Annotated in this window: 21 protein-coding genes; 11 read left to right on the plus strand and 10 right to left on the minus strand. The window is 61.1% G+C overall.

Annotated elements, in window-relative coordinates:
• Positions 1-237 precede the first annotated feature (237 nt).
• The 4 genes from QO005_RS03910 (at position 238) to queF (ending at position 4357) form a co-directional block, all read left to right on the plus strand.
• Positions 238-2427, plus strand: coding sequence for an anthranilate synthase (locus tag QO005_RS03910; RefSeq protein ID WP_307156679.1), 2190 nt, complete (start codon positions 238-240; stop codon positions 2425-2427).
• Positions 2424-2783, plus strand: a complete 360-nt coding sequence (locus QO005_RS03915; protein WP_307156680.1) for a hypothetical protein — start codon at positions 2424-2426, stop codon at positions 2781-2783. The genes QO005_RS03910 and QO005_RS03915 overlap by 4 nt, the downstream gene beginning before the upstream one ends.
• Before the next feature lie 199 nt (positions 2784-2982).
• A complete protein-coding gene (locus tag QO005_RS03920) occupies positions 2983-3888 on the plus strand; it encodes a cation diffusion facilitator family transporter (protein ID WP_307156681.1) in 906 nt (301 codons plus the stop codon).
• 4 nt (positions 3889-3892) lie between these two features.
• Complete coding sequence (gene queF, locus QO005_RS03925) at positions 3893-4357, plus strand: preQ(1) synthase (protein ID WP_027488768.1); 465 nt, start codon at positions 3893-3895, stop codon at positions 4355-4357.
• A gap of 59 nt (positions 4358-4416) precedes the next feature.
• On the opposite strand, the gene QO005_RS03930 is transcribed toward queF, so the two are convergent.
• Both QO005_RS03930 and QO005_RS03935 read right to left on the minus strand, forming a co-directional pair.
• Positions 4417-5232 (minus strand): DUF2076 domain-containing protein, encoded by an 816-nt coding sequence (locus QO005_RS03930; protein ID WP_307156682.1) that lies wholly within the window; start codon positions 5230-5232, stop codon positions 4417-4419.
• A gap of 133 nt (positions 5233-5365) precedes the next feature.
• A complete protein-coding gene (locus tag QO005_RS03935) occupies positions 5366-5938 on the minus strand; it encodes a HupE/UreJ family protein (protein ID WP_307156683.1) in 573 nt (190 codons plus the stop codon).
• 154 nt (positions 5939-6092) lie between these two features.
• On the opposite strand from QO005_RS03935, the gene QO005_RS03940 reads away from it, so the two are divergent.
• Both QO005_RS03940 and QO005_RS03945 read left to right on the plus strand, forming a co-directional pair.
• Complete coding sequence (locus QO005_RS03940; protein ID WP_370878005.1) at positions 6093-7580, plus strand: protein adenylyltransferase SelO; 1488 nt, start codon at positions 6093-6095, stop codon at positions 7578-7580.
• A gap of 121 nt (positions 7581-7701) precedes the next feature.
• Positions 7702-10263 carry a GcvT family protein gene (locus QO005_RS03945; RefSeq protein ID WP_307156685.1) on the plus strand — a complete coding sequence of 854 codons (2562 nt, stop codon included), beginning with the start codon at positions 7702-7704 and terminating at the stop codon, positions 10261-10263.
• Here QO005_RS03945 and QO005_RS03950 read toward each other — a convergent pair.
• Entirely contained in the window at positions 10230-11594 is a 1365-nt protein-coding gene (locus QO005_RS03950; protein WP_307156686.1) for an HD-GYP domain-containing protein, read from the minus strand. The genes QO005_RS03945 and QO005_RS03950 overlap by 34 nt on opposite strands.
• A gap of 424 nt (positions 11595-12018) precedes the next feature.
• Between QO005_RS03950 and QO005_RS03955 the strand changes: the two genes are divergently transcribed.
• Positions 12019-12600: an ATP-dependent Clp protease proteolytic subunit gene (locus QO005_RS03955; RefSeq protein WP_307156687.1), complete on the plus strand. Its 582-nt coding sequence runs from the start codon at positions 12019-12021 to the stop codon at positions 12598-12600.
• Between the two features lie 67 nt (positions 12601-12667).
• Here the strand turns inward: QO005_RS03955 and QO005_RS03960 are convergent, their stop codons facing one another.
• A complete protein-coding gene (locus QO005_RS03960) occupies positions 12668-13585 on the minus strand; it encodes a DMT family transporter (RefSeq protein WP_307156688.1) in 918 nt (305 codons plus the stop codon).
• 464 nt (positions 13586-14049) lie between these two features.
• Here QO005_RS03960 and leuA point away from each other — a divergent pair, with 464 nt between their 5' ends.
• Positions 14050-15789, plus strand: coding sequence for a 2-isopropylmalate synthase (gene leuA / locus QO005_RS03965; protein ID WP_307156689.1), 1740 nt, complete (start codon positions 14050-14052; stop codon positions 15787-15789).
• A 68-nt stretch (positions 15790-15857) separates the two neighbouring features.
• Positions 15858-16313 carry a hypothetical protein gene (locus QO005_RS03970; RefSeq protein ID WP_307156690.1) on the plus strand — a complete coding sequence of 152 codons (456 nt, stop codon included), beginning with the start codon at positions 15858-15860 and terminating at the stop codon, positions 16311-16313.
• A 6-nt stretch (positions 16314-16319) separates the two neighbouring features.
• Here QO005_RS03970 and QO005_RS03975 read toward each other — a convergent pair whose 3' ends face one another.
• Positions 16320-17228: a metallophosphoesterase family protein gene (locus QO005_RS03975; protein ID WP_307156691.1), complete on the minus strand. Its 909-nt coding sequence runs from the start codon at positions 17226-17228 to the stop codon at positions 16320-16322.
• Between the two features lie 273 nt (positions 17229-17501).
• Between QO005_RS03975 and QO005_RS03980 the strand changes: the two genes are divergently transcribed.
• Positions 17502-17990 carry an NUDIX domain-containing protein gene (locus tag QO005_RS03980; RefSeq protein WP_307156692.1) on the plus strand — a complete coding sequence of 163 codons (489 nt, stop codon included), beginning with the start codon at positions 17502-17504 and terminating at the stop codon, positions 17988-17990.
• Here QO005_RS03980 and QO005_RS03985 read toward each other — a convergent pair whose 3' ends face one another.
• Complete coding sequence (locus tag QO005_RS03985; RefSeq protein WP_307156693.1) at positions 17991-18968, minus strand: glutathione S-transferase family protein; 978 nt, start codon at positions 18966-18968, stop codon at positions 17991-17993.
• Between the two features lie 392 nt (positions 18969-19360).
• Between QO005_RS03985 and QO005_RS03990 the strand changes: the two genes are divergently transcribed.
• Positions 19361-19936 carry a GNAT family N-acetyltransferase gene (locus QO005_RS03990; protein ID WP_307156694.1) on the plus strand — a complete coding sequence of 192 codons (576 nt, stop codon included), beginning with the start codon at positions 19361-19363 and terminating at the stop codon, positions 19934-19936.
• 39 nt (positions 19937-19975) lie between these two features.
• Here the strand turns inward: QO005_RS03990 and QO005_RS03995 are convergent, their stop codons facing one another.
• From QO005_RS03995 to QO005_RS04010, 4 genes are all read right to left on the minus strand, one after another.
• Positions 19976-20842 (minus strand): MBL fold metallo-hydrolase, encoded by an 867-nt coding sequence (locus QO005_RS03995; RefSeq protein WP_307156695.1) that lies wholly within the window; start codon positions 20840-20842, stop codon positions 19976-19978.
• Positions 20843-20928: 86 nt separating this feature from the next.
• On the minus strand, positions 20929-23004 hold the full coding sequence (locus tag QO005_RS04000) for a hypothetical protein (protein ID WP_307156696.1): 2076 nt from the start codon (positions 23002-23004) through the stop codon (positions 20929-20931).
• Positions 23001-25802: a DUF4159 domain-containing protein gene (locus QO005_RS04005; RefSeq protein WP_307156697.1), complete on the minus strand. Its 2802-nt coding sequence runs from the start codon at positions 25800-25802 to the stop codon at positions 23001-23003. Before QO005_RS04005 ends, QO005_RS04000 begins: the two co-directional genes overlap by 4 nt.
• Complete coding sequence (locus QO005_RS04010; protein ID WP_307156698.1) at positions 25802-26719, minus strand: DUF58 domain-containing protein; 918 nt, start codon at positions 26717-26719, stop codon at positions 25802-25804. Before QO005_RS04010 ends, QO005_RS04005 begins: the two co-directional genes overlap by 1 nt.

Raw genomic sequence — 26719 nt, forward strand, 5'->3', positions numbered from 1 at the left:
CTCTGAACATGATTGCTTGGTGGTGGGCTCGCTAACGCGGCCTTGACCAGTCATGTCCAAAGAGTGATTGACCCCAAAGCCGCCCGGAAATCCTGAGGCGGCTTTTTTGTGTTCAGGGCCTGCCAAAAGCATTTCCAGGAGAAGTGGGAACCGGTTTTCCGTCCGGAAATGCGAAAAAACAAAGATTTAGAGTATTTCAGGGAAATACTCTAATACAGCCCTTGGAGGAGAGACGACATGGTAACGATAGTCAAAGACGACGACAGCGAGATCTACGAAACCCGGGGCGGGATCACGGTTTCGCGGCAGCGTCGCGCAACGCCCTATCAGGATGCCGTTTCCAGCTATGTCGAAAAACTCGACGAGCGGCGCGGGGCGGTCTTCTCCTCCAATTACGAATATCCGGGCCGCTATACCCGTTGGGATACGGCCATTGTCGATCCGCCGCTCGGCATTTCCTGCTTTGGCCGCAAGGTCTGGATCGAGGCCTATAATCCCCGCGGCGAAGTGCTGCTCTCCTTCATCTCCGAGAAGCTCAAGACGGTGGCTGATCTGACGTTGGGCGATCGTACGCCCACGCGGCTCGATCTGACGGTCAATCAGCCTGAGCGCGTCTTTACCGAGGAAGAGCGCTCCAAGGCGCCCACGGTGTTCACCGTGCTGCGCGCCATCACCGATCTCTTCTATTCCAAGGCCGATAGCAGCATCGGCCTGTTCGGTGCCTTCGGCTATGATCTCGCCTTCCAGTTCGATGCCATCGATCTCAAGCTGAAGCGGCCGGATGACCAGCGTGACATGGTGCTGTTCCTGCCGGATGAAATCCTGGTGGTGGACCACTATTCCGCAAAAGCCTGGATCGACCGCTATGATTTCGAAAAGGGCGGCCTGACCACGGCGGACAAGGCTGGCGAGATTGCGCCGGAACCCTTCCGCCATACCGATGCCATTCCGCCGCGCGGCGATCATCGCCCTGGCGAATATGCCGAACTGGTGGTGAAAGCCAAGGAAAGCTTCCGGCGCGGCGACCTTTTCGAGGTGGTTCCCGGCCAGAAATTCATGGAGCGCTGCGAAAGCAAGCCTTCCGACATTTCGAAGCGGCTGAAGGAAATCAACCCTTCGCCCTATTCCTTCTTCATCAACCTTGGAAACCAGGAATATCTGGTGGGCGCTTCGCCGGAAATGTTCGTGCGCGTCTCCGGGCGGCGCATCGAAACCTGCCCGATTTCCGGCACCATCAAGCGTGGTGACGATCCGATCGCCGACAGCGAGCAGATCCTGAAGCTCCTGAACTCCAAGAAGGACGAGTCGGAACTGACCATGTGCTCCGATGTCGACCGCAACGACAAGAGCCGTGTCTGCGAGCCGGGCTCGGTGAAGGTCATCGGCCGCCGTCAGATCGAGATGTATTCGCGCCTCATTCACACGGTTGACCATATCGAAGGCCGTCTGCGCGACGACATGGACGCCTTTGACGGCTTCCTGTCCCATGCCTGGGCGGTCACCGTCACCGGCGCGCCGAAGCTCTGGGCCATGCGTTTCATCGAATCCCATGAAAAGAGCCCACGCGCCTGGTATGGCGGCGCCGTCGGCATGGTGGGCTTCAACGGCGACATGAATACCGGGCTGACGCTCAGAACCGTGCGCATCAAGGATGGCATCGCCGAAGTGCGGGCCGGGGCAACGCTTCTGAACGACAGCGACCCGCATGAGGAAGAGGCCGAAACCGAACTGAAGGCTTCGGCCATGATTGCCGCCATCCGCAATGCGAAAAGTGGGGAGAGCAAGGTGGGCAAGGCAGGGGTCAATCAGGTGGGGCAGGGCGTCAATATCCTGCTGGTGGATCACGAAGACAGCTTCGTCCACACGCTCGCCAACTATTTCCGCCAGACGGGCGCAACTGTCAGCACGGTGCGCACGCCGGTGCCGGAAGAGGTGTTCGACCGGCTCAATCCCGACCTCGTCGTGCTCTCGCCCGGACCGGGCTCGCCCTCCGATTTCGATTGCAAGGCGACGATCAAGAAGGCACGGGACCGCAAGCTGCCGATCTTCGGCGTCTGCCTCGGTCTTCAGGCGCTGGCGGAGGCCTATGGCGGGCAATTGCGGCAACTGGCCGTGCCGATGCATGGCAAGCCTTCCCGCATTCGCGTGCTGGAACCGGGCGTGGTGTTTTCCGGCCTGGCCAAGGAGGTGACGGTCGGTCGCTATCACTCGATCTTCGCCGATCCCTCCACCCTGCCGCGCGATTTCATCATAACCGCCGAAAGCGAGGATGGTACGATCATGGGCATCGAACACGCCAGGGAGCCGGTGGCTGCCGTGCAGTTCCACCCGGAATCCATCATGACGCTCGGTCAGGATGCGGGCATGCGAATGATCGAAAACGTCGTCTCGAAGCTTTCCCGCAAGGTGAAGGAAAAGGCGGCGTGAAAACGCGTTTCACGGTGGCGGCGCTCCTCGTGGCGTCCGCCGCCTCGTCCGTGGATGCAGACGACCTGACCAGCACACCTCCGGACATTGCCTGCCGCGACGAGATGATCCTGCTTGAGGTGTGGCATGCGCAAGGCGTTGTCGGATACGTCGAATATCCTCAGAAGGATGAGGGTATTTTGCATGTGTATGTCCGCGGCTGGGACAAGACTGCCATGGAGCACAGACGCCGTATCGTTCTCGCCGCCTATTGCCCGATTGCTGTGCAGGCGGGCCGCGGGCGACTTTGGTGGGGAAGCCAGGATGGCCGGCTGCTGGTGGTCGATGGGCAAATTCAGCCTTTGGATTTCCGGTGAGGCGTGCTTGGCTGGAAATGCAATGAAGTGCTAATATTCTTTCTGTAAGCTCTGAACGAACCGTTTTTGCGGTTTGACAGGGCGGCCATTTTTCAGCATATGGACCGCATGAACCGTCCGAACCCCGCTGGGGGCCGGGCGGTTTTGCCGTTTTTACGGCGAAAATTCTGCAAGTGGTTCGCAAGAGCAGGAGTGGCCGATGTCCGACCAGGATCCGATTGTCAAGAAACTCGCCTTTTGGGGCATTCCGCTGTCTTTCGGCGTTTTAGGGCTGAAGCTGCTGGCCTGGTGGGTGACGGGCTCGGTGGCGCTGTTGTCGGACGGGCTGGAATCGACCGTCAATGTCGTGGCGGCCTTCATTGCCTATTTCGTCATTCGCTATGCGCAGAAGCCGGCGGATGAGGATCATCCCTATGGCCATCACAAGGCCGAATATATTTCCGCCGTGCTCGAAGGCGTGCTGATCGTGATCGCAGCGCTGTTGATCATCAAGGAGGCGGTTCCGGCGCTGGAAAGTCCGCAGCCGCTTGAAGCGCCGGTGCTGGGCCTTGCCATCAATTTCGCCGCTGGTGTCGTCAATCTCGTCTGGGCGCAGCTTTTGATCCGGGAGGGTCGCAAGCATCGGTCTCCGGCGCTGACGGCGGATGGACAGCACATCCTGTCGGATGTCGTCACCTCCATCGGCGTTCTGGTGGGGCTAGTGCTGGTGGTGCTGACGGGCTACGCCATTCTCGATCCGCTGCTGGCCATTCTCGTGGCGTGCAACATCATCTATCAGGGCTGGAAGGTGATTTCCCATTCCGTTGCGGGCCTGATGGACAAGGCGGTGGAGCCGGAGGAGGAAGAGGCGATCAAGCAGGCGATTTCCGAAAACGCCACGGGCTCCATCGGCGTGCATTATCTGCGCACCCGCCGCGCCGGTGCCGCCACCTTTGTCGGCTTTGATCTCGTCGTGCCCTCCGCCATGCCGGTCGGCGCGGCGCATGAGATTTGCGACCGGCTGGAGGCTGCGATAAAGAAGGCCCAGCCCGGCGCGCGGGTGACCATCCATGTGGAGCCCGAGAGCGAAAAGGCCCATGGCGTGGGCGTGAAGGTTGAAGGATAAGACCATGAGCAAGACCGATGTATCCGGCCTGTCCATGCTGGGAAGCCAGGTGGAAGCCCCGACGAGCCCCGAAACGGCGGTGCTGGAAAAAGTGCCGAACAGCAATGCCGGAACCGATTATGTGGTGCGCTTTACCGCGCCGGAATTCACCTCGTTGTGCCCCATGACCGGCCAGCCGGATTTCGCCCATATCGTCATCGATTACATTCCCGGTGACTGGCTGGTGGAATCCAAGGCGCTGAAGCTGTTTCTCACCTCTTTCCGCAATCACGGCGCCTTCCACGAGGATTGCTCCGTTTATATCGCCAAGCGTCTGGTGGACCTGCTCGCCCCGAAATGGTTGCGCATAGGGGCCTACTGGTATCCGCGCGGTGGCATTCCCATCGATGTCTTCTGGCAGACGGGTGAGGCGCCGAAGGGTGTGTGGCTGCCGGATCAGGGCGTGCCGACCTATCGCGGGCGCGGCTGATCCGCAACCTCTGTCGTGCCTTTTCCAGAGCGCCGGTTTCCCGGCGCTTTTATGGTCTGTCAGGCGAAGCTTGAGTCGTCGCCGCTGCCGAAATCGCTGTCATCATAGCCATCATCGGCGCTGTTGTCGTAATCGGCCTGCTGAAAGCCGTTATCGTCATTTCCGGCGGTGTTGCGATCATCATTACTGCCGTTATCGTTGATGTAATAGGTATTGTTGTTGACGATGGTTTCCTCCACCGGCTGCGCTACCTGTCCACCTGCGCCCAGCATGTTGCCGAAACCGGGATTGTGGGTGGTAAAGAGGTCGCGCACGGCATCTGCCACCAGCACGCCGCCGGCAACGCCAGCCGCTGTGGTCAGCGCGCCACGCAGGAAGCCGCCGCCTGCGGGCGCTGCGGCCGGTTGCGCCCAGCCTGCCTGCGTGGCCGGCCCACCCCAGGGACCGGACTGCTGGGAAGCCATCTGCGGGGCGGGGGCATTGCGGGCATAATCATCATAAAGCCTGCCGCTGGAATTGCCGGGCTGGCCCCATGGGCCGGATTGCCGGGCCGGTGCAGGAGGCTGGCCCGCATTGCCGCCGCCAAAAATGGAACTGAGGCCGCCAAGGAAGCTGCCGCCCTGCTGTTGTGGGGCGGGCTGGGCGCGTTCCTCGAGCTCGCGGACCCTTTCCTCCAGTTCGCGAATGCGCGCTGTGGCGGCTTCAAGTCCCTTTTCCTGAATGATGACAGCCTGCGCCATCACATAGGGCGCATGCGGTTGCCGCTGCATTTCAGCGGCAATCAGATCTTCGGCCTCGCGGTCTCGCGGGCCATTGCCTGCCTGACGCAGGCGGTCGAAAAGCTGGGTCAGTAACTGGCGTTCTTCGGGCGACATGAGCCTCTCCTGTCGAAATTCTACATTCGACTTAGGAAGCAGATCGTGGCGTTTCGAGGTCAGCCAAATTACAAATGCGTAACAAAAAGGGCGGGTTTGCGCCCGCCCTTCATTCATTTGCCGATGGACCTGATCAACCGAACATCAGCGCCGCGCCGCCAACGGCTGTGGCAAGGCCAAGCGCGCGGGTGACGGAGGGGCCGAAACGGTTGAGCGCGAGGCCAAGGCCGATGCCTGCCGCATGCAGGAAAGCAGTGGCGATCAGGAAGCCCACGCCGAATTCAAGCGCCCCGGCGCCTGCCAGTTCCGTGCCATGGGCATGGCCGTGGAAGAGGGCAAACAGGCCGACAACGGCAGCAGCGCCAATGACCGGCAGCCGCACGGCAGTGGCGACCAGCAGGCCCAGACCCATGACCGAGGCGAGAATGGCAGGCTCGACGAAGGGCAGGTGCACACCCGCCAGCGCCAGCAGGAAGCCGACGGCCATGGTGCCGACAAAGGCGGCGGGCACGGCGATCAGCGCCTTGCCGCCCTGCTGCGAGGCCCAGAGGCCGACAGCCACCATGGCAAGGATATGGTCAGCGCCGGTCAGCGGATGCGACAATCCTGCCATGACGGAGCCATGGGCCAGCGGATCGAGATGGGCGAAGGCCGGGGCAGCAGCGCTTGCAAAGGCAAGGGCGGCAAGCGAAAGGCGTTTGAACATAAGTGAGAGTCCCTCTGTTTGGTCAACTGTGGCGTCCGGGTTCGGTCCCGCCGCCGTCTGTTTATGTCATTGGTGAGATTATCGTAAGAGGTTTTTTCCTGTCCATGGAAATTTGCAGCGCAGCAAGGCTTGTCCATAAGCCTGCCCATGTCCCATATCATCAGGAATAAAAAGGGAGACCACCATGGCATTCGACAATCATTACGCCCGCCTGCCGGACCGTTTCCATGCCTCCCTGCTGCCCACGCCCGTCAAGGCGCCAAGGCTGATCCGCTATAACGGGCGTCTTGCCGAAGAACTGGGGCTGGATCTCGATCCCGCTGATCAGGGGCGGCTTGCCGAGATCTTTTCCGGCAACCGCCTGCCCGAAGGGGCCGAGCCGCTTGCCATGGCCTATGCCGGTCACCAGTTCGGCAATTTCGTGCCGCAGCTGGGCGATGGCCGGGCGCTGCTTCTGGGCGAGGTGGTGGATCGCCATGGCCAGCGCCGCGATATCCAGTTGAAGGGGGCAGGGCCGACGCCCTTTTCCCGCAATGGCGATGGCCGCGCGGCGCTGGGACCAGTGCTCAGGGAATATATCGTGTCCGAAGCCATGTATGCGCTGGGCGTGCCCACCACCCGGGCGCTGGCGGCGGTTGCGAGCGGCGAGCCGGTGATCCGCGAAACCGTGCTGCCGGGCGCGGTGTTTGCCCGCGTGGCCTCCAGCCATATCCGGGTCGGCACCTTCCAGTTCTTTGCGGCCCGGGGCGATGAGGAAGGACTGTGGCTGCTGTCCGATCACGTTATCGAGCGGCATTATCCGGACCTGAAGACGGTGGAAAACCGGGCTCTTGCCCTGTTCAAGGCCATCTCGGCGCGGCAGGCGGCGCTGATTGCCCGCTGGCTGTCGCTGGGCTTCATCCATGGCGTGATGAATACCGACAATATGACCGTGTCCGGTGAAACCATCGATTTCGGCCCCTGCGCCTTTCTGGATGAATATGATCCGCGCAAGGTGTTTTCCTCCATCGACCGGCAGGGGCGCTATGCCTATGCCAACCAGCCGGGCATCGGCCAGTGGAACCTGGCGCGGCTGGTGGAATGCCTGCTGCCGCTGTTCGAAGGCGGCGAGGAGCAGGCGGTGGAGGACGCCAATGCCGCGCTAAAGGCTTTTGGAGAGACATTCCAAAGCCATTGGCTCACGAATTTCCGCGCCAAGCTGGGCCTGCAGGGGGAGGAGGCGGATGATCCTGCGCTGATCAACGATTTCCTGTCGCTGATGCATCAGGGCGAGGCGGATTTCACGCTCACCTTCCGGGCGCTCTCCAAGCTCGCGGGCGGTGCCGATGTGCAGACCCTGATTGCGCTCTTCAGCAATCCCGCAGGGCTGTCGGACTGGATCACCCGCTGGCGCGGCAGGCTGTACCAGGATCACACCGGGGCCGAACGGCAAAAGGCGATGGAAGCCGTCAACCCGGCATTGATCCCCCGCAATCACCGCATCGAGGAAGCGATTGCGGCGGCGATCTATGATGATTTTTCCTTCTTCCACCGCTTGGTCGATGCGCTGGCGAGGCCTTACGAGGATAATCCCGATCACGCCGATCTGGCGCTGCCGCCCAAGCCGGATGAACGGGTGCTGCGCACCTTCTGCGGGACGTAAAGGCTTCTGCGGTTTGGTCGTGTAGCATTTGACAAATGTCGCATCCAGGCTGTTCCCGGCGCGCGCCACGTCCTAAACTCCCGGCAGCTTTCATTTCCATCGAGCAGGATTTTCAAAGGCCATGGCAGAGTTTCCGACAAAGGCAAAGGTCGTCATCATCGGTCTGGGGGGCATTGTCGGCGCCTCCATCGCCCATCATCTGATCGAGCGCGGCTGGGACGATATTGTCGGGATCGACAAGTCGGGCATTCCCACCGATATCGGCTCCACGGCGCATGCGTCGGACTTCTGTTACACCACCAGCCACGACTATCTGTCGGTCTGGACGACGCAATATTCCATCGATTTCTTCGAGAAGATGGGCCATTACGCCCGGATCGGCGGGCTGGAAGTGGCCCGCACCGGCGATGAAACCTGGATGGAGGAAATCCGCCGCAAGGTCACATCGGCGCGCGCCTTCGGCACCCGCGCCCATCTGGTGACGCCGGAAGAGATCAAGGCGAAGTTCCCGCTGATCGAGCAGGATCAGGTCATGGGCGGCATGTTCGATCCCGATGCGGGTCTTGTCATTCCGCGCTCGCAGACGGTGGCGGGCAAGCTGGTGGATGCGGGCGAAAAATCCGGCAAGCTCAAGGTCTTCGCCAATACGCCCGCCAAGTCGCTGATCGTCGAGGGCGGCCGCATCAAGGGTGTCGTCACCCATCGCGGCACCATCGAGGCGGATCATGTCATCGTCTGCGCCGGTCTCTGGGGCCGTCTGATCGCCGAAATGGTTGGCGAGGATCTGCCCGTCATGCCGGTCGATCACCCGCTGACCTTCTTCGGCCCCTATAACGAGTTTGAAGGCACGGGCAAGGAAATCGGCTATCCGCTGCTGCGCGACCAGGGCAACTCCGCCTATATGCGCGACACCGGCGATCCGAAGACCACCGAGGGCGGCCAGATCGAGTGGGGCTATTACGAAACCGACAATCCGCGCCTGTGTCATCCGCGCGAGCTTCTGGAGAAGCACGAGGCACGCCTCTCGCCTTCGCAGCGCGACCTGGAAATGGACCAGATCATCGGCCCGCTGGAAAAGGCCATCGAACTTACGCCGATCCTTGGCGAGCTGGGCTATAATGAGGGCCATAGTTTCAACGGCCTGTTGCAGGTCTCTGCTGCCGGTGGCCCTTCCGTCGGCGAAAGCCAGAAGGTGCGCGGGCTGTGGTATTGCGTCGCCATCTGGGTGAAGGACGGTCCCGGCTATGGCAAGCTGATTGCCGACTGGCTGACCGATGGCCGCACGGAAATCGACCACGCCTCCATCGATTATTCCCGCTTCTACCCACATCAGCTGGAAGAAAAGTTTATTCAAGGCCGCTGCTATGAAGCGGCGCAGAAGATCTATTTTCCGGCGGTGCATCCGCGGGAGCCCTATGCCTCTGGCCGCAATGCCAAGCGTTCGCCTTTCTATGAGCGGGAAGTGGAACTGGGCGGCTATTTCATGGAGCTTGGCGGCTGGGAGCGTGCCCATGGCTACAAGGCCAATGAGCATCTTCTGGAAAAATACGCTGACCGCGTGCCGGTGCGCGAGAACGAGTGGGACAGCCGCCATTTCTGGCGGGTCTCCAATGCCGAGCATCTGGCGCTGTCGGAAGATTGCGGCATCATCAATCTCAGCCACTTCTACATTTTCGACGTCGAAGGCCCGGACCATGTGGAACTGATGGAATGGCTCTGCGCCGCCAAGATCGGCGGCGATGCCAATATCGGCAAGGGCATCTACACCCATTTCCTCGATGACGAGGGCATGGTGCGCGCCGACCTCACCGTGATCCGCATGGCCGACCGCTGCCGCATCATCGACGGCGCCGATGCCGGTCCGCGTGACTTTCATTATGTGAAGCGCGTGGCCGAGGATAAGGGCTTCGACGTCACCGTCACCGATGTCTCGGAAAAATACGTGACCATCGGCATCTGGGGTCCGAATGCCCGCGAGAAGCTGAAGACCATCGTGGCCGATCCGGCAGGGCTCGATCCTGAAAACTTCGCCTTTGCCGCCATCAAGCCCATCGAGATTGCCGGCAAATCCGTCACCGCCTTCCGCATTTCCTATGTGGGCGAGCAGGGCTGGGAACTGCATATGAAATATGAGGACGGCCTTGCCGTCTGGGATGCGCTGCGCTCCACTGGCGCTATTGCCGTGGGCGTGGAAACCTATGCCAATTCGCGGCGCATGGAAAAATCGCTGCGTTTGCAGAATGCCGATCTTCTCACCCAGTATAACCTGCTGGAAGCCGACCTTGCCCGCCCGAAGGTCAAGGAGGCGGATTTCCGCGGCAAGGCCAAGCATCTGGAATATAAGGCGCGGGACCGGCAGCCTGCCATGCTCTGCACGCTGGTGATGACGGAAAACACCGATTCCCATGGTGTGAAGCGTTATCCGGTCGGCTCCATGCCGGTGGTCGATCCGGCAACCGGCGAGGTGCTGGTGGATAGCCTGGGCCGGCGCTCCTACACCACTTCTGTCGCTTACGGCCCGACGATCGGCAAGAATATCGCGCTTGCCTATCTGCCGCAGGACTATTGTGAGGTGGGCCGGAAGCTGAATGTGGAATATTTCACCGAGACCTATCCGGTGGAAGTCGTTGCCGTCGGCTACAAGCCGCTCTACGACCCGGAAAACGTGAAGCCGCGAAGCTGATCCTGCTGTTGTAGGCCTCGCTCCAGCGCGGAAATGCAGGCGGGATCCAGCGCAAGCCCGGCATCCCGCCACAGCAGCGTCAGCGCTTCCGTTACGGGCAGGGCAGCGCGGTAGGGGCGGTCGGCGGTCAGCGCATCGAAAACATCCGCCGTTGAGAGGATGCGGGTGTCGAGATTGATCTCTGCGCCTTTCAGCCCGCGCGGATAGCCCTTGCCATCCAGCCTTTCGTGATGGGCGCCGCCCATGGCGGCGATATCGGCGAAGGCCGCGATATGCGACAGGATCTCCTCGGAAAACTCCGCATGGCGGCGCATGGCCTGCCATTCGTCCTGGTTCAGCGGGCCGGGCTTGTCCAGCACGCTGTTGCTGACGCCGAGCTTGCCGATATCATGCAGCAGGGCAGCGCGCTTCAGGCGGCGGCGGCGGGCCTCGGTCAGCCCCATCTGTTCGGCAATGAGATCGGTAAAGGCCGCCACCCGGCTGCTGTGGCCGGAGGTATAGGGGCTCTTGGCGTCGATGACCCGGGCAAAGCCGAGCGCGATATCGTCCAGATAATCCTCATCCGCCATGATGGCCTGATGGCCCGGCTCACTGCCCAGCACGATCTCTTCAAGTTCCGGCGAGGCGAGATCCTGCCAGAAGCGGGTGTTTGCCGCCACTTTCATGAAGGCATCCACCACCTGCGGATCGAACCAGGTGCCGCGACGCCTGCCGATTTCGTCCACTGCGGCCTGCGGACCATGCTCGTGGAAGAACACCTCGACCACCTGGGCCAGAAGGGCGATCCGGGCAAAGAGATGGATGGTCTCTCCCACCTTGCCGAGCGGATGGCCGGAGCCATCGAAATGCTCATCGAGATCGCGAATCCCTGCAGCCACGTCATCGGAAAAACGCATCTGCCGCGCAATGTCAGCACCGTTTTCGCAGCGGGTGCGGATCAGTTCCACCGTGTTTTCAGCGCCATTCTTCATCGCTTGCAGCAGGCGTTTAGCCCTGCGAACAGGACCGGCCTCGGCGGCTGTGTTACGGACCAGAAAACGCAGCACCTCCGCCAGGCTGCCATCCACCAGCTTGAAATTGCGCTTGAAGCGAATGTCATCCGTTTCATAGATCTGGCAGATGCGGGCCGCATTGCTGGTACAGCCCAGATCCTTCAGCATCAGCGTGTAATAGAGGTCGCGCAGTTCAGTTTCGCCAAGCCCGAGGCTGTGCCCGATCGCCGTGCCGATATGGCAGCAGCCGATGCAATGGCCCGGTGGCTGGCCCTCCGTCATGTCGAGCGCGCGGCTGAGGGCCTTTATGATTTCGGCAAGACGCACGCGATGCGGCATGAACACTCCATGTCAGACAAGCCTTCCTGGAAGCAGAAGGCTCCGCTTTTCCCGATCCTGAGCAGGCTGACGGCGGACCGATACGGCTTCCCTACAGCAAGCTTGATAAAAAACCCTAAAATCATAGGGGTATTTGCCGTTTTATGCCCGATCAGGAAAAGGCGGCAAGACGGCAAGGGCAGGTGCATTGCCTTTCTGCGGTGGTTTGCGGGGGAAGGCCCCAAAAAAGTCTGCGTTGCACCCGTCAAACATAGATATAGCAGAGATTGCTAAATAAGTTACTATCGATTTCCTGTGGGTGGGTTTTCTACCTGTGCGGTCAACCTCCTGTTCACCGCTTCCGTGCTTGTCTTTTTCTGTCATTGTTTTAGACCTTGAGACGCACTATGTGCGGGTGAGAGAAACGCAAGCGAGGAATTGCCGGATGAACGAAGAAGACGACGACAAGAGCAAGGAACTGCCCCTCGGCAAGGAAACGGAAGCGAATCTTTTCAAGTCGCGTTCGATCTTCATCTATGGCGGCATCACCATGGAACTGGCGCAGAAGGTCTGCACCCAGCTCGTGGCGCTGGCGGCTGCATCGGATGAGGATATCCGCGTCTATGTGAACTCGCCGGGCGGCCATGTGGAATCGGGTGATTCCATCCATGACATGATCAAGTTCATCAAGCCGAAGGTCTGGATCATCGGCACGGGCTGGGTCGCCTCCGCCGGTGCGCTGATCTATGTATCGGTGCCGAAGGAACGCCGTATCTGCCTGCCAAACACCCGCTTCCTGCTGCACCAACCGTCTGGCGGCACGCGCGGCATGGCTTCGGATATCGAAATCCAGGCCAAGGAAATCATCAAGATGAACAAGCGGCTGATCAAGATCTTCTCCAAGGCCACCGGCCAGTCGGAAGACAAGATCGCCAAGGACATCGACCGCGATTACTGGCTTTCCGCCGAGGAAGCCAAGGAATACGGCCTCGTCAGCCGCATCGTCGAAACGCAGTCGGACATCTGATTGCCGGGTGATAGCAATGAAGAAGGGCGGCCTGCCTAAAACGCTATGGGAGGCCGCCCTTCTTGATTCATACTCTGCCAACAGGCCTGAGCTTGGCCGTGACCACCGGCAGGGCAACCTGAAACAGAATGGCGCTCATGATAATAGCGCAGCCAATGCCTTGCATGAAGGTGAGGCTGGCGCCCAGAAATGTCATGGCAAACAGCATGGCCCAGACCGGCTCCAGGCACATGATGACGCCCGCTCTTGCGGTTCCCACCAGCACATTTCCCCTGAGCTGCGCCAGAAAGCGCAGGCATGTGGCAAACACCACGCTGCCGGCAACCCACAGCAGGCTGGAGAGCGGGATCATCGTGTGGGGCAGGGGATCGAGCGCCAGCGCCACCGGCAGGCAGATCAGGCCCGTCATGGTCAACTGGATGGCGCTGACAGCCAGGGCGCCATAATTGGCGGAATGGCGGCGTCCCAGCGTGACGCTGATCGCCCAGCAGCAGGCGGCAATGGCAAACCAGATATGGCCGGGATCGACATGCGAATCGGGGTTGAGAAACAGAAAGCCCAGCCCGAACATGGCCAGCGCAATCGAGCCCCACATGCTGGAGGTGACGGGCCAGCGGTAGATGATCAGCCCGAAGACAGGCGCCAGCAGATTGCCGCAGGCGGTGATGAAGGCGCCGACCCCTGCATTATGCGTATGCTGCAGGCCGGTGATCCAGGCCATCATCGACAGCGACAGGGCAAGGGCCGCTGGCATGAGCTTGAGCGCGGCCTGCATAACCTGCCGCGACGGATGAATGCCGCCGAAAATGCCCAGCAAAAGCCCTGCCGATAGAAAACGCAGCGAAATGAACAGAATGGGCGGCAGGCTGAGCACCGCCTTGGCGGAAAAGAGCCAGCCGGTGCCCGCCAGGAAGGCGGCGGCAAACATCAGGAGATCGCCCTTTTTCTGGGCGGTTTTCGGCATAAGGGAAAGTACGGGCGGCATAAGATCAATCGGGGCTTGGGGGATCGCTGCTGGTCGTGATGCAGAACATCACTCATAGCTGAAATTGGCAGGGTTTCGTCCGCCAATCTTGCAGACCTCGTAGGCAGGAAATGCACGGCTTTATGGGAAACTGCCGCTTTTCCCGCTTGCAACCGTCCATTCGCGCGGCTATAGGCTTTGATCATGAAGACTTTGAGCGCATCCTTTGCTGGTTTCCATCAGCACCTGCCGATCTCGGCGGGCCGTGATGCCGTTGCTCTTTCCTCGCTTCTTCTTCTCGGCCTTACTGGCGGTTGCCGGGTCCGTTGAGGGGCGCCCGGCGGCCGGTTTGCCGTCAGGCGGAAATGCTCCTCGAAAGCCACCCGTAAATCCTGAAATACGCCCGAAAAGGGCAGATTCGTCTATCGCAACGCGCGTTGCATCGGCTATAAGCCGGACGAATTCAGCACGAGAAGAGACGCAAGATGAGCACTCACTCCGCCGCCGCCAAATCCGCCGCCAGCAGCCAGACGAGCGCAAAGGGCATGGCTGACGCCTCGGTGAAATACCGCCCCTATCCGCAGGTCGATATTCCCGACCGCACCTGGCCTTCGAAGGCCATCACCAAGGCCCCCATCTGGTGCTCGGTCGACCTGCGTGACGGCAACCAGTCGCTGGTCAATCCCATGGGCCATGACCGCAAGGCCCGCATGTTCCAGCTCCTGCTGGAAATGGGTTTCAAGGAAATCGAGATCGGCTTTCCCTCCGCCTCGCAGACGGATTTCGATTTTGCCCGCTGGTGCGTAGAGCAGGGCAATGTGCCGGACGATGTCTCCTTGCAGGTTCTGGTGCAGTGCCGTCCCGAACTGATCACCCGCACCTTCGAGGCGCTGGAAGGCGCGCATCAGCCGATCATCCATTTCTACAATTCCACGTCCGAATTGCAGCGCCGCGTCGTGTTCGGCAAGGATGTGGCGGGCATCCGGCAGATCGCCGTCGATGCTGCGAAAATGATTACCGATATGGCCGCCAAGGCTGGCGGCGGCTACCGTTTCGAATATTCGCCGGAAAGCTTTACCGGCACGGAGCTTGAGGTGGCGCTGGACATCTGCAATGCCGTGATTGCCGAAGTGAAGCCGACGGCGGACAACAAGTTGATCCTCAACCTGCCGTCCACCGTGGAAATGGCAACGCCCAATATCTATGCCGACCAGATCGAATGGATGTGCCGCAATATCGATAACCGCGAAAACGTGATCATTTCGCTGCATCCGCATAATGACCGCGGCACCGGCATCGCCGCCACCGAACTCGGCCTGATGGCCGGCGCGGATCGCGTGGAAGGCACGCTGTTCGGCAATGGCGAGCGCACCGGCAATGTCGATGTGGTGACGCTGGCGCTCAACATGTATACCCAGGGCCTGGACCCTGAGCTGGACTGCTCGAACATCGAGCGGATCAAGGAAGTCTACGAATACGCCAATGAAATGGCGATCCCCGAGCGTCACCCCTATGTCGGCGAACTGGTCTACACGGCCTTCTCCGGCTCGCACCAGGACGCGATCAACAAGGGCATGAAGGCGATCAAGAAGGCCAATTCCCCGGTCTGGGAAGTGCCTTATCTGCCCATCGACCCGCAGGATGTGGGCCGTTCCTACGAGGCGATCATCCGCATCAATTCGCAGTCCGGCAAGGGTGGTATCGCCTATGTCCTGCAGCAGGATTACGGCCTGAACCTGCCGCGCCCGTTGCAGGTGGAGTTCCGCGAGGATATCCAGCGCATCACCGACGAAGAGGGCGTGGAACTCCCGTCCAGGCGCATCTATGAGCGCTTTATCGAGCGCTATATCGATCAGCCGAATGCGCCGCTGAAGTTCGTGGACCACCACACTTATCCCGATACGGCGGTGAAGGGGCAGCGCATCGTCGCCGCCGAAATCACCGACAAGGGTGAGGTGAAGCGCATCGAAGGCAAGGGCACTGGCCCGATCGACGGTTTCGTGGATGCCCTCTCGGCCTATCTCGGCTTCGAAGTGTCGGTGCGCGATTATTCCGAACACTCGCTGCAGCATGGCTCCAACGCCGCGGCTATTGCCTATGTCCAGCTCGATTATCCGGGCGGCACGCTGTTTGGCGCTGGCATCAACAAGAACATCGTTACGGCATCGCTGGAGGCCATTGTCTCTGCTGCGAACCGGGTTCTTGAAGAGCGCAAGGTCAAGTAAAGCCTGACGGATGTAAAAGCGTCCCGGGCGGCGATTTGCCGCCCGGGATTGTTTCTGGGAGCCATGTGTTGAAGAGCTTTGAGGATTTCCGTGCAGCCTTGCTCGGTCAGGGTATTTCCCATGTCTGGCGCGGTTATGGTTCAGCCATTTTTCTGGAAATCGGGACGTTGGTGGCGAGCAAGCGGCGCAATGGCGAGCCGGGCGAGCCGCATGGCAGCGTGACCGTGATGATCCAGGGGGACTGGCGCGTCGAGGATCAGACGTCCATCATTTGCGGCAGCGGAGATGACGAAAAGCTTTGGCTTCAGACAGTGAAAGGCTTCGTCGGTCGTGCGATTTCCGAGGTGGAGCTTTCGGGCCGCCTGCCGGAACTGGCTGTGACACTGGATGACGGGTTGAGGCTGCACTCCTTTTGCACGGCGCAGGGGCAGCCTGAATGGACGATTTTCAACAATCGCAGGGGGCGGGAAAACGCCGATTGGCTTTCCGTCGAAAACGGCCGTCTCGTCTTCCAAAGCGCGTGACGCGTTTTATCCCAGCAGCGCCTGCTTGTGGCTGATCGTCACGGCGGTGCCTTCCCGAGAAAGCGCGTGGCGCTCCCAATCCAGGCTCCAATCGCCCTGACTGCCGGAAATATGGAAGAGATTATAGGCCGCAATCGGCTTCTTGCCGCCCGCGCCCTGGCTGGCCGAGGCAATGCCGATCACCGGTACGCGCCTGCCGCCTTTTTCAATCCAGTTCAGTGTGTTGAGATGGGTGTGGCCGTGCAGCACGAGTTCTGCACCGCCCAGTGAAATGGCGGCGGCAAAGCGTCGGATGCCGATCATCCGCTTGTGCTGCGCGGCGGCGCCGCGAATGGGCGGGTGGTGGATCATGACCACGCGGAAAAGCCCATCTTCTCCGGCTTTTTTCAGCAGTTGCGCGGTTTCGCGCGCCTGACGGGCGCTGAAAAAGCCGCCAGCCGAAAAGGGCGGCGTGGCAAGCGAGGTGGAGCAGCCGATCAGCGCCACCTGACCACGGCGGCGAAAGGTCGGCCATAGCTTGAAATCCTTGCGCCATTCGGCAGGATCGTCATCGCCCCGCACATAATCATACCAGGCCTGCATGGCCTTTTCATGCGCCCCCGGCACATAGGCATCATGATTGCCCGGCACCACCGAAGTATGCAGCGGGTCGCCCAGGTCGCGCAGCCATTCAGCGGCCTTCTTGATTTCCAGCCCTGAGGCGAGATTGACGAGATCGCCGGTGACCGCCGTGTGATCCGGTGTCTTGGCCTTCATATCCGCTACCAGCATGTCCAGCGTGTTGGAGACCATGTGCTTGCGGCGATTGCGGTGCCAGTTCACATAGCCGGTGATGCGCTTGGAGGCGAGCTCACGAAAGGTCAGCGAGGGCAGGGGACCGAGATGAATGTCGGAAATATGCGCAAGTGTGAACATTCGGCCTTTTGCCTTGGAGTTATGATTTTGAAGCGGATCGTCTGGCGGGCGTTCAAGAGTGGATATAGAGCATAATACGAAAAGTCATTGAAAATGACACTTCGTATTCCCTTTTCGAATATCTCAAGCCCCTGATGCATTTGAGATATTCGAAATTCTTTCAAGGCGAGGATGCGTTAGCATCGTCGATGCCTTGGCATAAAGTGATCCAAGTGAAAGCAGGATCACTCGCATGATGCTCTGAAAACAACACTCATGAGGCCAGCAAGCCGGATGCAGTCACAATTCAAAGATGAACCCATCGGTTCCTTCAAAAAGCGCGTGATTCGGCTGCTGCATGCCTATTTTGCGCTCTCACGCGGCATGACGTTGGGTGTGCGGGCAGCCTGTTTCGATGCAAAGGGCCGGATTTTTCTGGTGCGGCACACCTATCTTCCCGGCTGGTATCTGCCGGGCGGCGGGGTCGAGCGCGGCGAAACGCTGCTTCAGGCGCTCTCCAAGGAATTGCGGGAAGAGGGCAATCTCGTCATGGAAGGCACGCCCCGGCTTCTCAATCTCTACCTCAACACCAGCGCCAGCAACCGCGATCATGTCGCTTTCTACCGGGTCGAGGTGCGCCAGACGGAGCCGAAACGTCCCGATCGCGAGATCGCCGAAAGCGGCTTCTTTCCCCTCGACGCCCTGCCGGACGGGGTGACGCCCGCCACCCGGCGGCGGCTGGCGGAGCTTGCCGCGGGCGGGCCTTATGCGGAAATCTGGTGATTACAGCGTCTCGCGCCCATGCGGACTTTCCAGATCGAGGGCGGGACCAACGGGAATGACCCCGGTGGGGTTGATGGTTTTGTGGCTGCCATAATAATGCGTCTTGATATGGGTGAAGTTCACCGTCTCCGCCACGCCCTCATGCTGATAGAGATCCCGGAGATAGGCGGCGAGCGCCGGATAATCGGCAATGCGGCGGATATTGCATTTGAAATGGCCGACATAGACGGCATCGAAGCGAATGAGCGTGGTGAAGAGCCGCCAATCCGCCTCCGTCAGTGTTGCGCCGAACAGATAGCGGCGGGTGGAAAGCCGCGTCTCCAACTCATCCAGCATGGCAAAGAGCGGGGTCACGGCGCTTTCATAGGCTTCCTGCGTGGTGGCGAAGCCGGCCTTGTAGACGCCGTTGTTCACGGCATCGTAGATTCTGGCATTCAGTGCATCGATTTCGTCGCGCAGGGGCTCGGGGTAGAAATCGTCCCCGGAGCCGGTCAGCCCGTCAAAGGCGCTGTTGAACATGCGGATGATCTCCGCCGATTCATTCGAGACGATGGTGCCCTGCGCCTTGTCCCAGAGAACGGGCACGGTGACGCGGCCTGAATAGTGCGGATCGGCCTTCGTATAAATCTGCCAGAGATAGTCGAGACCGAACAGGCTGTCGCCGGTTGCTCCCTCGAAACTGCCAAAGCTCCAGCCATGTTCCAGCATCAGCGGATGCACGACGGAAACGGAAATGAGGTTTTCCAGCTTTTTCAGCTTGCGAAAGATCAGCGTGCGATGCGCCCAGGGACAGGCGAGCGAGACATAAAGATGGTAACGGTCAGCCTCCGCCTTGAACCCTGCCTTGCCGCTCGGACCAGCACTGCCATCCGCCGTCAGCCAGTTGCGGAATTGCGAGGCGGAGCGTTGGAAATGCCCCTTGCTCGCCTTGGTGTCGTACCAGACATCTTTCCAGACGCCATCCACCAGCATGCCCATCGTCTGATCCTTTCGCTTTTTTTACGCATTTCCGGACAGAAAGCCGGCTTCTAAAGCCCGTTGCGGCTCATCAGCCTCATGCAACGTGCTTTACATTCTTGTTTTAACGCATGTCGTTCTCGCAAAACCGCTGCACACTTTTGCGCGACATGCTTCATTCCTGGAACTGCTTCAATTTACATACGATCAATGGTGCAAAAGGCGAGGGCGGATTTTCTGAACACTGCGTTTTTCCGATAGACGCCGGAAAAATTTGTTGCTAAGCAAATCGCCAATCGATTTTGAGGCTCATTTCGCCATGATCATCCGGACCCTGCGACGACGCTGATGCTGCCAAGCCACTTTTCCGTGGCCGTTCACGCTCGCTCATTTCGCATAGGGTTCTGGTTTCCATGAACAAGCACGACCTGGTCTACCTCACCGAGGATGCGTCGCACGACGCCATTATCGAACTCATCAACGAAGAAGCTTTTGGCCCGGGCCGTTTTACCCGCTCCTCCGCCCGCATCCGCGAGCAGGGGCCGCATGACCGGTCGCTCTCCTTCATCTGCGCCGATGATGGCGAAACCATCGCCTCTGTCCGGATGACCCCGATTCTGGCCGGTTCCGTCAAAGGCCATCTGCTCGGTCCGCTGGCGGTGCGGCCCTCGCACAAGAACAAGGGCATTGGCCGGGAACTGGTGCGTATCGCCGTCGAGGCTGCGCGGCGTGCGGGCTCTGAAGCCGTGATCCTGGTGGGCGATCCGCCCTATTACATGCAGCTCGGCTTCGAAAAGGTGGCCTGGAAGGCGCTTGCCTTTCCCGGGCCGACCGATCCCGGCCGGATACTCGTTTACCCCTTGGCGCCAGATGTCCATGCCCGCATCCACGGCGTCATCGGCTGGCGTGATCCCGCCGATGTGTCCGCCTTCGACGCCGTTGACGAGGACGAGGATTACGAGCCGCTGCTGCTTGTGGCTAATGGGTGATTGTTGTTTTACCGCACAATTCCTTAAATCGGAATCGATTTAAGGAATTGTGCGGTAAGCGGCATCGAACCGGAAAGCTTCACCGTCCCGTTTTACGAAACCTATGCCCGGATAGGGCAGATGGGCGGCAGCGATCAGCGCCTGCTGCTGTGCGGCCTCCTCGAACACCAGCGCCCGTGCCTGGGCTGCACTCACCTGATCATAATCGAAATCGATGGTGATTTCCGGTTGGCGAAACTGGACGCTGTCACCATGGACGATATCGCCGACGAAGAGCAGTGTCTTTCCGGCGTTTTCAGTGCGAATGACCAGATGGCCCGGTGTATGTCCGGCCCTCAAGGTCGCGGTGAAGCCGGGAAGCACCTCGCCCTCATCCTCAAAGATCGCCAGCCGGCCTTCCGCCTCGTAAGGGTCGAGGCAGAGATGAGCGCGCCCGATCTGGCCCTTTACCCGCTCGCTCACCCCCTGCCGCTCCGCAGCGCCGGGGGCGAGCCAGAAGCCCGCCTCGGTTTTTCCCGCATGGACGATTGCCTTTGGGAACACCGGCTTTCCATCCTGCACCAGTCCACCGGTATGATCTGCATGGATATGGGTGAGGATGATGTGATCGATATCGGCGGGCGTCAGACCAATTGCGGCCAAGCCGTTCGGCAGTTTGCCATGCTCCGGCCCGAACAATTGCCCCGATCCGGTATCAACCAGAATATGGCGTTTGCCATCCCTGATGAGGAAGCAATTGACGGAAAGAGAACCGGGTGACTCAGCGGGCGGTGCCGCCAGAGCCTCGCCCAGATGCCGGTAAAGCTTGCCAACCTCCGTATGGAGAACGCCATCCTGAAAGGCATGGATCTCGGCGGTGCCGAAGGTGAGATGAAAGGCAGTCGGGTTCGAACGGGGCTGGTCCATGGCGATACTCAAGCGTTCATCACATCGTTGATCGGGAATGGTCTGCGGCAGAAGTGAAAATCGTCGCCGCATTCTTATAAATTTCTTTACCTGCCCTCGCGCCACCACATGGCGGAAACGGCGAAGAGCAGAATGGCAAGGCCACCAAAGCCCGCAAATAGTGGCAGGGTTTCAATGCCCTTCAGCACGCTTTCATTGGTCAGGCGAATGGTCAGGCGCTCATTGTCGGTGCTGCGCACCTCTCCGCGCACGGGCAGGATGTCGGGCAGGCGAATGCCGCCGCTGCCATTGTCCAGCCGGGTGATCATGCCATGGGTGGCATCGGCCACCGGCTTCATTTTGTCCGCTGTCGAAATCATGCCCTTGAATTCCGGCGCATTGATCGTGCCGATATGGACGAGGGTGGAAAATTCACCATTGGTGATGGTGAAAAGGCCGGTTTCGCTCATCCGCCGTTCCGCCGTAAAGCGGCCGGGCTCACTCTGGGTCAGCGCGATCTCCTCACGCTTGCCGGAAGGGGCGGTGACGGTGGCGGGGCCGGGATTGTCGCCGATCGTCTGGCGGGTGATGATGAGGTTACGGCCTGAGGCGCGCGCCGTCAGCGCTTCTTCCTCCAGCTCCGGCTCCTTCATCAGCCAATGGGCAATGCGGCGGTAAAGCGCCACATGCGGACCGCCGCCTTCGAAGCCGCGCGCCCACAGCCAGCCCTGATCGGACAGCAGCATGGCGACGCGGCCCTTTTCCACCCGGTTCAGGATCAGAAGCGGATGGCCATCGGCGGCATTCATGACTGTTTCGCCCTGCGGCTGTTCCACGTCGACGCTGCGGAACCAGCGGCCCCAATGTGGCGGTTCGCTGCCGGAGCCGTCGAGGTCGCGGGTCACGGGGTGTTTCTTGCCGATCTCCGACAGGCGCGGATAGAAGGCGCCTTCCACCATATTGCCGGTGGGGGCGGCGGGAAGCACCTGTTCCAGCGGGGTCAGCGCAATCGAATCCTCGCCCGCATGTTCGGGACCGGCGGCAATCAGCAACGCGCCGCCGTTTTTCACATATTCCGAGATGTAATCGTAATAGAGAATGGGCAGCACGCCGCGATGCTGGTAGCGGTCGAAAATGATCAGGTCGAAATCATTGATCTTTTCCACGAAGAGTTCGCGGGTGGGAAAGGCAATCAGCGACAATTCGTTGATCGGCGTGCCATCCTGCTTTTCCGGCGGGCGCAAAATGGTGAAATGCACCAGATCCACCGAGGCATCGGATTTCAAGAGATTGCGCCAGGCGCGTTCCCCGGCATGCGGCTCGCCGGAAACCAGCAGCACGCGCAGGTTCTGGCGAATGCCGTCGATCTGGTGAATGGCCTTGTTGTTGACCTCGGTGATCTCGCCGGCCAAGGCAGAGACGGTGAATTCGAGAATATTGTTGCCGCCGCGCGGCACGGTGAAGGTGTAGGGCACATCGCGTCCGGGGACCGCCTGAACCGTGCCATCCTCCTCGCCATTGATCCGCACCTGAATGGTGGCGGGCTGGGTGGAGCCCGTCTGGCCCTCATCGATCACCCTGAGCGTCACCTGCTGGTCCTGTCCGACAATGCCGAAGCGCGGCCCGCGCACCACCTCGATCCGGCGGTCCACTTCGCCCGCCTTGCCGGTCAGCAGCGTATGGACGGGGGCGTTGAAGCCCAGCGTGTTCACATTGCCCGGCACATCATGCACCTGCCCGTCGGTAATGAAGATTGCCCCGCCGATGCGGGCGGGCGGCACATCGGAAATGGCAGAGGACAGCGCCTCGAACAGGCGTGTCGAAGGCGTGTCGCTGTCTTCCGGCGTCTTCGCCTCGACGATGCGCGGCTCTATGCCGGGAAATCTGGAAAGCCGGTCGCGGATACCGGCCAGCGCCGCATCCGTCATGGCGGTGCGGCCCGCCACATCCTCCTGGCTCTGGCTGCGGTCCACCACCACCGGGACGATGGTGGAGAGCGCATCGCGATCTTCCATCAGAAACTGCGGATTGGCCAGCGCTGCAATCAACGCCGCAAAGGCGGCAAGGCGAATGGCCGCGCCGCGCACGCCGCGCGAAAAGCCGATGAAGGCGATGGCAAGCGCCAGCACGGCCAGCACGGCCAGTGCCCACCAAGTCAGGAAAGGGGAAAAGGACAGGGTCATTGGCCAAGCCTTTCCAGGAGGGCGGGCACATGCACCTGATCGGCCTTGTAGTTGCCGGTGAGCATATACATCATGATATTCACGCCGGCGCGGTAGGACATTTCCCGCTGGGTTTCATCCGGCGGCACGGTGGGCATGACCGGCAGGCCGTTGCCGTCCACCGCCCAGGCGGCCAGCAGATCGTTGCCGGTGATCATGATCGGCGTCACACCGTCGCCGGAGGAGGAAACGCCGCTTTTGCTGCTGCGGGCCTCCTGGCGCGATTCCACCCAGAGCGGACTGCCGCTGTAGCGGCCCGGAAAGCTGGTGAGCAGATAGAAGGAGCGCGTCAGCACATGATCCTTCGGCACCGGCTCCAGCGGCGGAATATCGATATTGGCAAGGATCTGCCGCAGCCGCTCGCCATTGGCGCTCACCCCGCCATCACCACCAAAGCCCTGCAACTGGTCGCGCGTATCGAACAGCACCGTGCCGCCCGCGCGCATATAGGCATCGATCCGGCTGATGGCGGCAGCACTCGGCATCGGGGCGCTGGCGGAAATCGGCCAGAAGATGATCGGGTAGAGCGAAAGCTCGTCGCGGGAAATGTCCACGCCCACCGGTGCGCCGGGCTCCAGCGTCGTGCGATAGGTCAGAAATTCCGTCAGCCCTTGCAGGCCGCGTTCCGATAATTGATCGACATCGGCTTCCCCCGTCTTCACATAGGCAAGATGGGTGGTGTCCAGCCGCGTCAGAAGCTGCTCGTCGCCGGGTCTGGCGTCGTTGGCGCGGGCGTGATCGGCAGGCGTCGCCAGTATCAGCCCCAGGCCGATCAGCGCCGCTGTTGCGCCTCGCCTGTCGATGCGGGCAAAGGCGCCGCCCATGATCAGCACGATCAGGCTGTCCAGCAGGAAGAGCGCCAGCGCGATGGTCAAAAGCGGCGGCTTCAGCGCCACGGCATTCTGGCCGGAAAGCGCCTCACGCACCAAAGGTGCAGTGCCGCCCTCGGTATTGAGCGGCTTGAGTTCGGCATTGCGCGGCAAGAGGTTCAGGGCGGAATAGCCGTCTTCCGAGCCGTAGAGACCGGGGGGATTGTCGAAGCTTGCGGCCTGCGGCCGGCGGGGGCCAAGCTCCATGGGCCGGGCCATGGCGGTTTCCGCCGTCAGTGCCCCATTGGCGGTCAGGAGCCGGTAGGGCGGCAGGCTGGGAGCGCTGACACCATTATTCTCAGCCACCGCGCCACCGGCATTGGCAAGCTGCACCACCCGGCGCAGCATTTCCACGAATTCGCCGGTGATCGGCAGGTTGGACCAGGTGGCCTCGGCACTGACATGGAAGAGTACGATGCGCCCTGCGCCGGTATTCTTTTCCGTCACCAGCGGCGTGCCATCGGCCAGGCTTGCCCAGGTGCGCTCGGCCAGATCCGGCGTCGGCTCGGCCAGAACCTGCCGCTTGACCAGCACATCCTTCGGTGCAGAGAGCCCGGCAAAGGGGCCATTGGCCGGAAAATCCGCCAGCGGCTGCGGCTCGGCCCAGGAGAGCGCTCCGCCCAGTTCCCGCTCGCCCTGCCTCAGCGTCACCGGCACCAGCGGATCGCCCGCAGGTGCTGCGGCAAGGCGCGGGCCTGCGAAACGGATCAGCATGCCGCCCTTGTTCAGCCATTGCTGCATGGGCTCATACATATCCTGCGGCAGGCGGCCGATATCGGCCATGATGATGGCGGAGGGGTTCTGCTGCAAAAGCTCCGGCAGGGAAACGGCCAGATCCTTTTCCTGCGGCTTGATGATATCCGCATAGGGTTGAAGCGCGCGCTCGATATAATAGAGCGGCGAGAGCAGGGGCTGGAATTCATCGCTGGCGTCACCGCTCAACAGCGCCACGCGGCGGCGGCGGAAACCGTCATCCAGCAGATGCACGGTGCCGGCATTGGCAAGGCCCGGAATGCTGAGACGGGCAAAATCATTGCGCAGTTCGAAGGGGGCGGCAATGTCCGCCGTCGCCGTGGTGGCCTCGGGCGCAAAGCTTGCCACGCCGGAGGCCAGCGGCCGTCCCTGCTGGTCCTGTGCGTCAACCGTCACCTGCTGCGGCGCTCCTGCCGCAAGGCGGGAGACCTTGACGCTCAGGCTGTCGGCCTTGTTGTCCGCTCCCGTCAGCGCCAGCACCTTGCTGCCATCCTCGGCAATCAGCCGGATATCCTGTGGCGACAGCTCCGAAAAACGCGCCATGATCCGTTCATCCTCGCGGGCGGCAATGCCGTCGCTGATGAAAGCGATGGTGCCCGGTCGCACGCCTTGAAGCGCGGCCTGGAGCGCCACAAGAGCGCGGTCGCGGTCCGGTGTCAGCGGACGCGGATTGGCTGCTTCCAGCTTTTCCCGTGCGCTGGCGGCTGCGCCCGGCACGGCATCCTGCTGCTGCTCGGCGGTGAAGATGAGCGAGACCGGCACATTCTGCTTTTCGGCCTCGTCGATCAGCGTCTCGGCCATGGTCTTGCGGTTCGGCCAGTCATTGGCGCTGGCCCAGCCATTGTCCATGACGATGGCCAGCGGCCCGCCTGCGGTAATGGTGGTGGTGCGCGGATTGAGCACCGGCTCGGCCAGCGCCAGGATCACCAGCGTCGCCATCAGCATGCGCAACAGCGTCAGCCACCACGGGCTTTTGGCGGGCGTTTCCTCCCGCTTGATCACCCGCGCCAGAATTTTCAGCGGCGGGAAAACCTCCTGCTGCGGGCGCGGCGGCGTAAGTTTCAGCAGCCACCAGATGGCTGGAAGCAGAACGAGCGCGCCGAGAATGGCGGGGCTGGCAAAGGCGAAGGCTCCCATTACGCCCCTCCGCGATTGGCGCGCTGCGGGGCGCCCGAAAGATGCATATGCACCTTGACCAGCGCTTCCGACGCCAGCCTGTCGGTGAGGTGATGGGTGAAGCTCCAGCCAAGCCGTCTCAGCGCGTCGCTCAAGGCATCGCGCCTTGCAAAATAGGCGTTGCGATAATCTTCCCGCACCGTTTCGGCGCGGCCTGACGTCAGTTTTTCGCCGGTTTCGGGATCGGTAAATTCGGTGCGACCGGAATAGGGGAAATCCTCCTCCGCCGGATCGGCGATTTCGATGACATGGCCGCGCAGGCCCCGGCGGGCCAGCGGCGAAAGCCGCTCCATGATCGCATCGGCATCATCGAGAAAATCGCCGATCAGCACGATATCGCTGGCGTTGCGGATCATCCGCGTATCCGGCAGGCCGCTCGTTTCGGCCGCATGGATCAGCGCGGTCGCCAGCCGTTCGGCGGCATTGCGGGCGGAAACGGGTTCCATGATGCCGGGGCAGCCGATGCGCTCGCCGGACCGCGCCAGGATTTCCGCCAGCGCCAGCATCAGCACCAGTGCGCGGCTTTCCTTGGAAACGCTGCCGAGTTTCGACTTGAACATCATCGAAGGAGAAAGATCAGCCCAGAGCCAGACGGTGTGGGCCGCTTCCCATTCCCGGTCACGGATATAGAGATGATCGTCCCGGGCGGAGCGGCGCCAGTCGATGCGGGAGAAGCTTTCGCCTTCGGCATAGGGGCGGAACTGCCAGAAATTTTCGCCAATGCCGCGCTTTCGGCGGCCATGCCAGCCGGCAATTACCGTATTGGCAATGCGGCGCGCCTCGACCATGCAATCGGGAATGAGCGCTGCACGTTGACGTGCGCGGGCCAGCACATCGCCCGTCGGTGTTCGCTCAACGATCTGTCCTAGTGCCGCCAC

Origin of the sequence: Allorhizobium paknamense (assembly GCF_030815125.1) — a bacterium.
Lineage (GTDB): Bacteria > Pseudomonadota > Alphaproteobacteria > Rhizobiales > Rhizobiaceae > Allorhizobium > Allorhizobium paknamense.

Excerpts from the sequence above, each read along its gene's own strand:
- QO005_RS03910 (WP_307156679.1), top strand. The coding sequence starts at position 238 with ATGGTAACGATAGTCAAAGACGACGACAGCGAGATCTACGAAACCCGG.
- QO005_RS03920 (WP_307156681.1), top strand. The coding sequence starts at position 2,983 with ATGTCCGACCAGGATCCGATTGTCAAGAAACTCGCCTTTTGGGGCATT.
- queF (WP_027488768.1), top strand. The coding sequence starts at position 3,893 with ATGAGCAAGACCGATGTATCCGGCCTGTCCATGCTGGGAAGCCAGGTG.
- QO005_RS03930 (WP_307156682.1), bottom strand. The coding sequence starts at position 5,232 with ATGTCGCCCGAAGAACGCCAGTTACTGACCCAGCTTTTCGACCGCCTG.
- QO005_RS03935 (WP_307156683.1), bottom strand. The coding sequence starts at position 5,938 with ATGTTCAAACGCCTTTCGCTTGCCGCCCTTGCCTTTGCAAGCGCTGCT.
- QO005_RS03945 (WP_307156685.1), top strand. The coding sequence starts at position 7,702 with ATGGCAGAGTTTCCGACAAAGGCAAAGGTCGTCATCATCGGTCTGGGG.
- QO005_RS03950 (WP_307156686.1), bottom strand. The coding sequence starts at position 11,594 with ATGCCGCATCGCGTGCGTCTTGCCGAAATCATAAAGGCCCTCAGCCGC.
- QO005_RS03955 (WP_307156687.1), top strand. The coding sequence starts at position 12,019 with ATGAACGAAGAAGACGACGACAAGAGCAAGGAACTGCCCCTCGGCAAG.
- QO005_RS03960 (WP_307156688.1), bottom strand. The coding sequence starts at position 13,585 with ATGCCGCCCGTACTTTCCCTTATGCCGAAAACCGCCCAGAAAAAGGGC.
- leuA (WP_307156689.1), top strand. The coding sequence starts at position 14,050 with ATGAGCACTCACTCCGCCGCCGCCAAATCCGCCGCCAGCAGCCAGACG.
- QO005_RS03975 (WP_307156691.1), bottom strand. The coding sequence starts at position 17,228 with ATGTTCACACTTGCGCATATTTCCGACATTCATCTCGGTCCCCTGCCC.
- QO005_RS03980 (WP_307156692.1), top strand. The coding sequence starts at position 17,502 with ATGCAGTCACAATTCAAAGATGAACCCATCGGTTCCTTCAAAAAGCGC.
- QO005_RS03985 (WP_307156693.1), bottom strand. The coding sequence starts at position 18,968 with ATGGGCATGCTGGTGGATGGCGTCTGGAAAGATGTCTGGTACGACACC.
- QO005_RS03990 (WP_307156694.1), top strand. The coding sequence starts at position 19,361 with ATGAACAAGCACGACCTGGTCTACCTCACCGAGGATGCGTCGCACGAC.
- QO005_RS03995 (WP_307156695.1), bottom strand. The coding sequence starts at position 20,842 with ATGGACCAGCCCCGTTCGAACCCGACTGCCTTTCATCTCACCTTCGGC.
- QO005_RS04000 (WP_307156696.1), bottom strand. The coding sequence starts at position 23,004 with ATGACCCTGTCCTTTTCCCCTTTCCTGACTTGGTGGGCACTGGCCGTG.
- QO005_RS04005 (WP_307156697.1), bottom strand. The coding sequence starts at position 25,802 with ATGGGAGCCTTCGCCTTTGCCAGCCCCGCCATTCTCGGCGCGCTCGTT.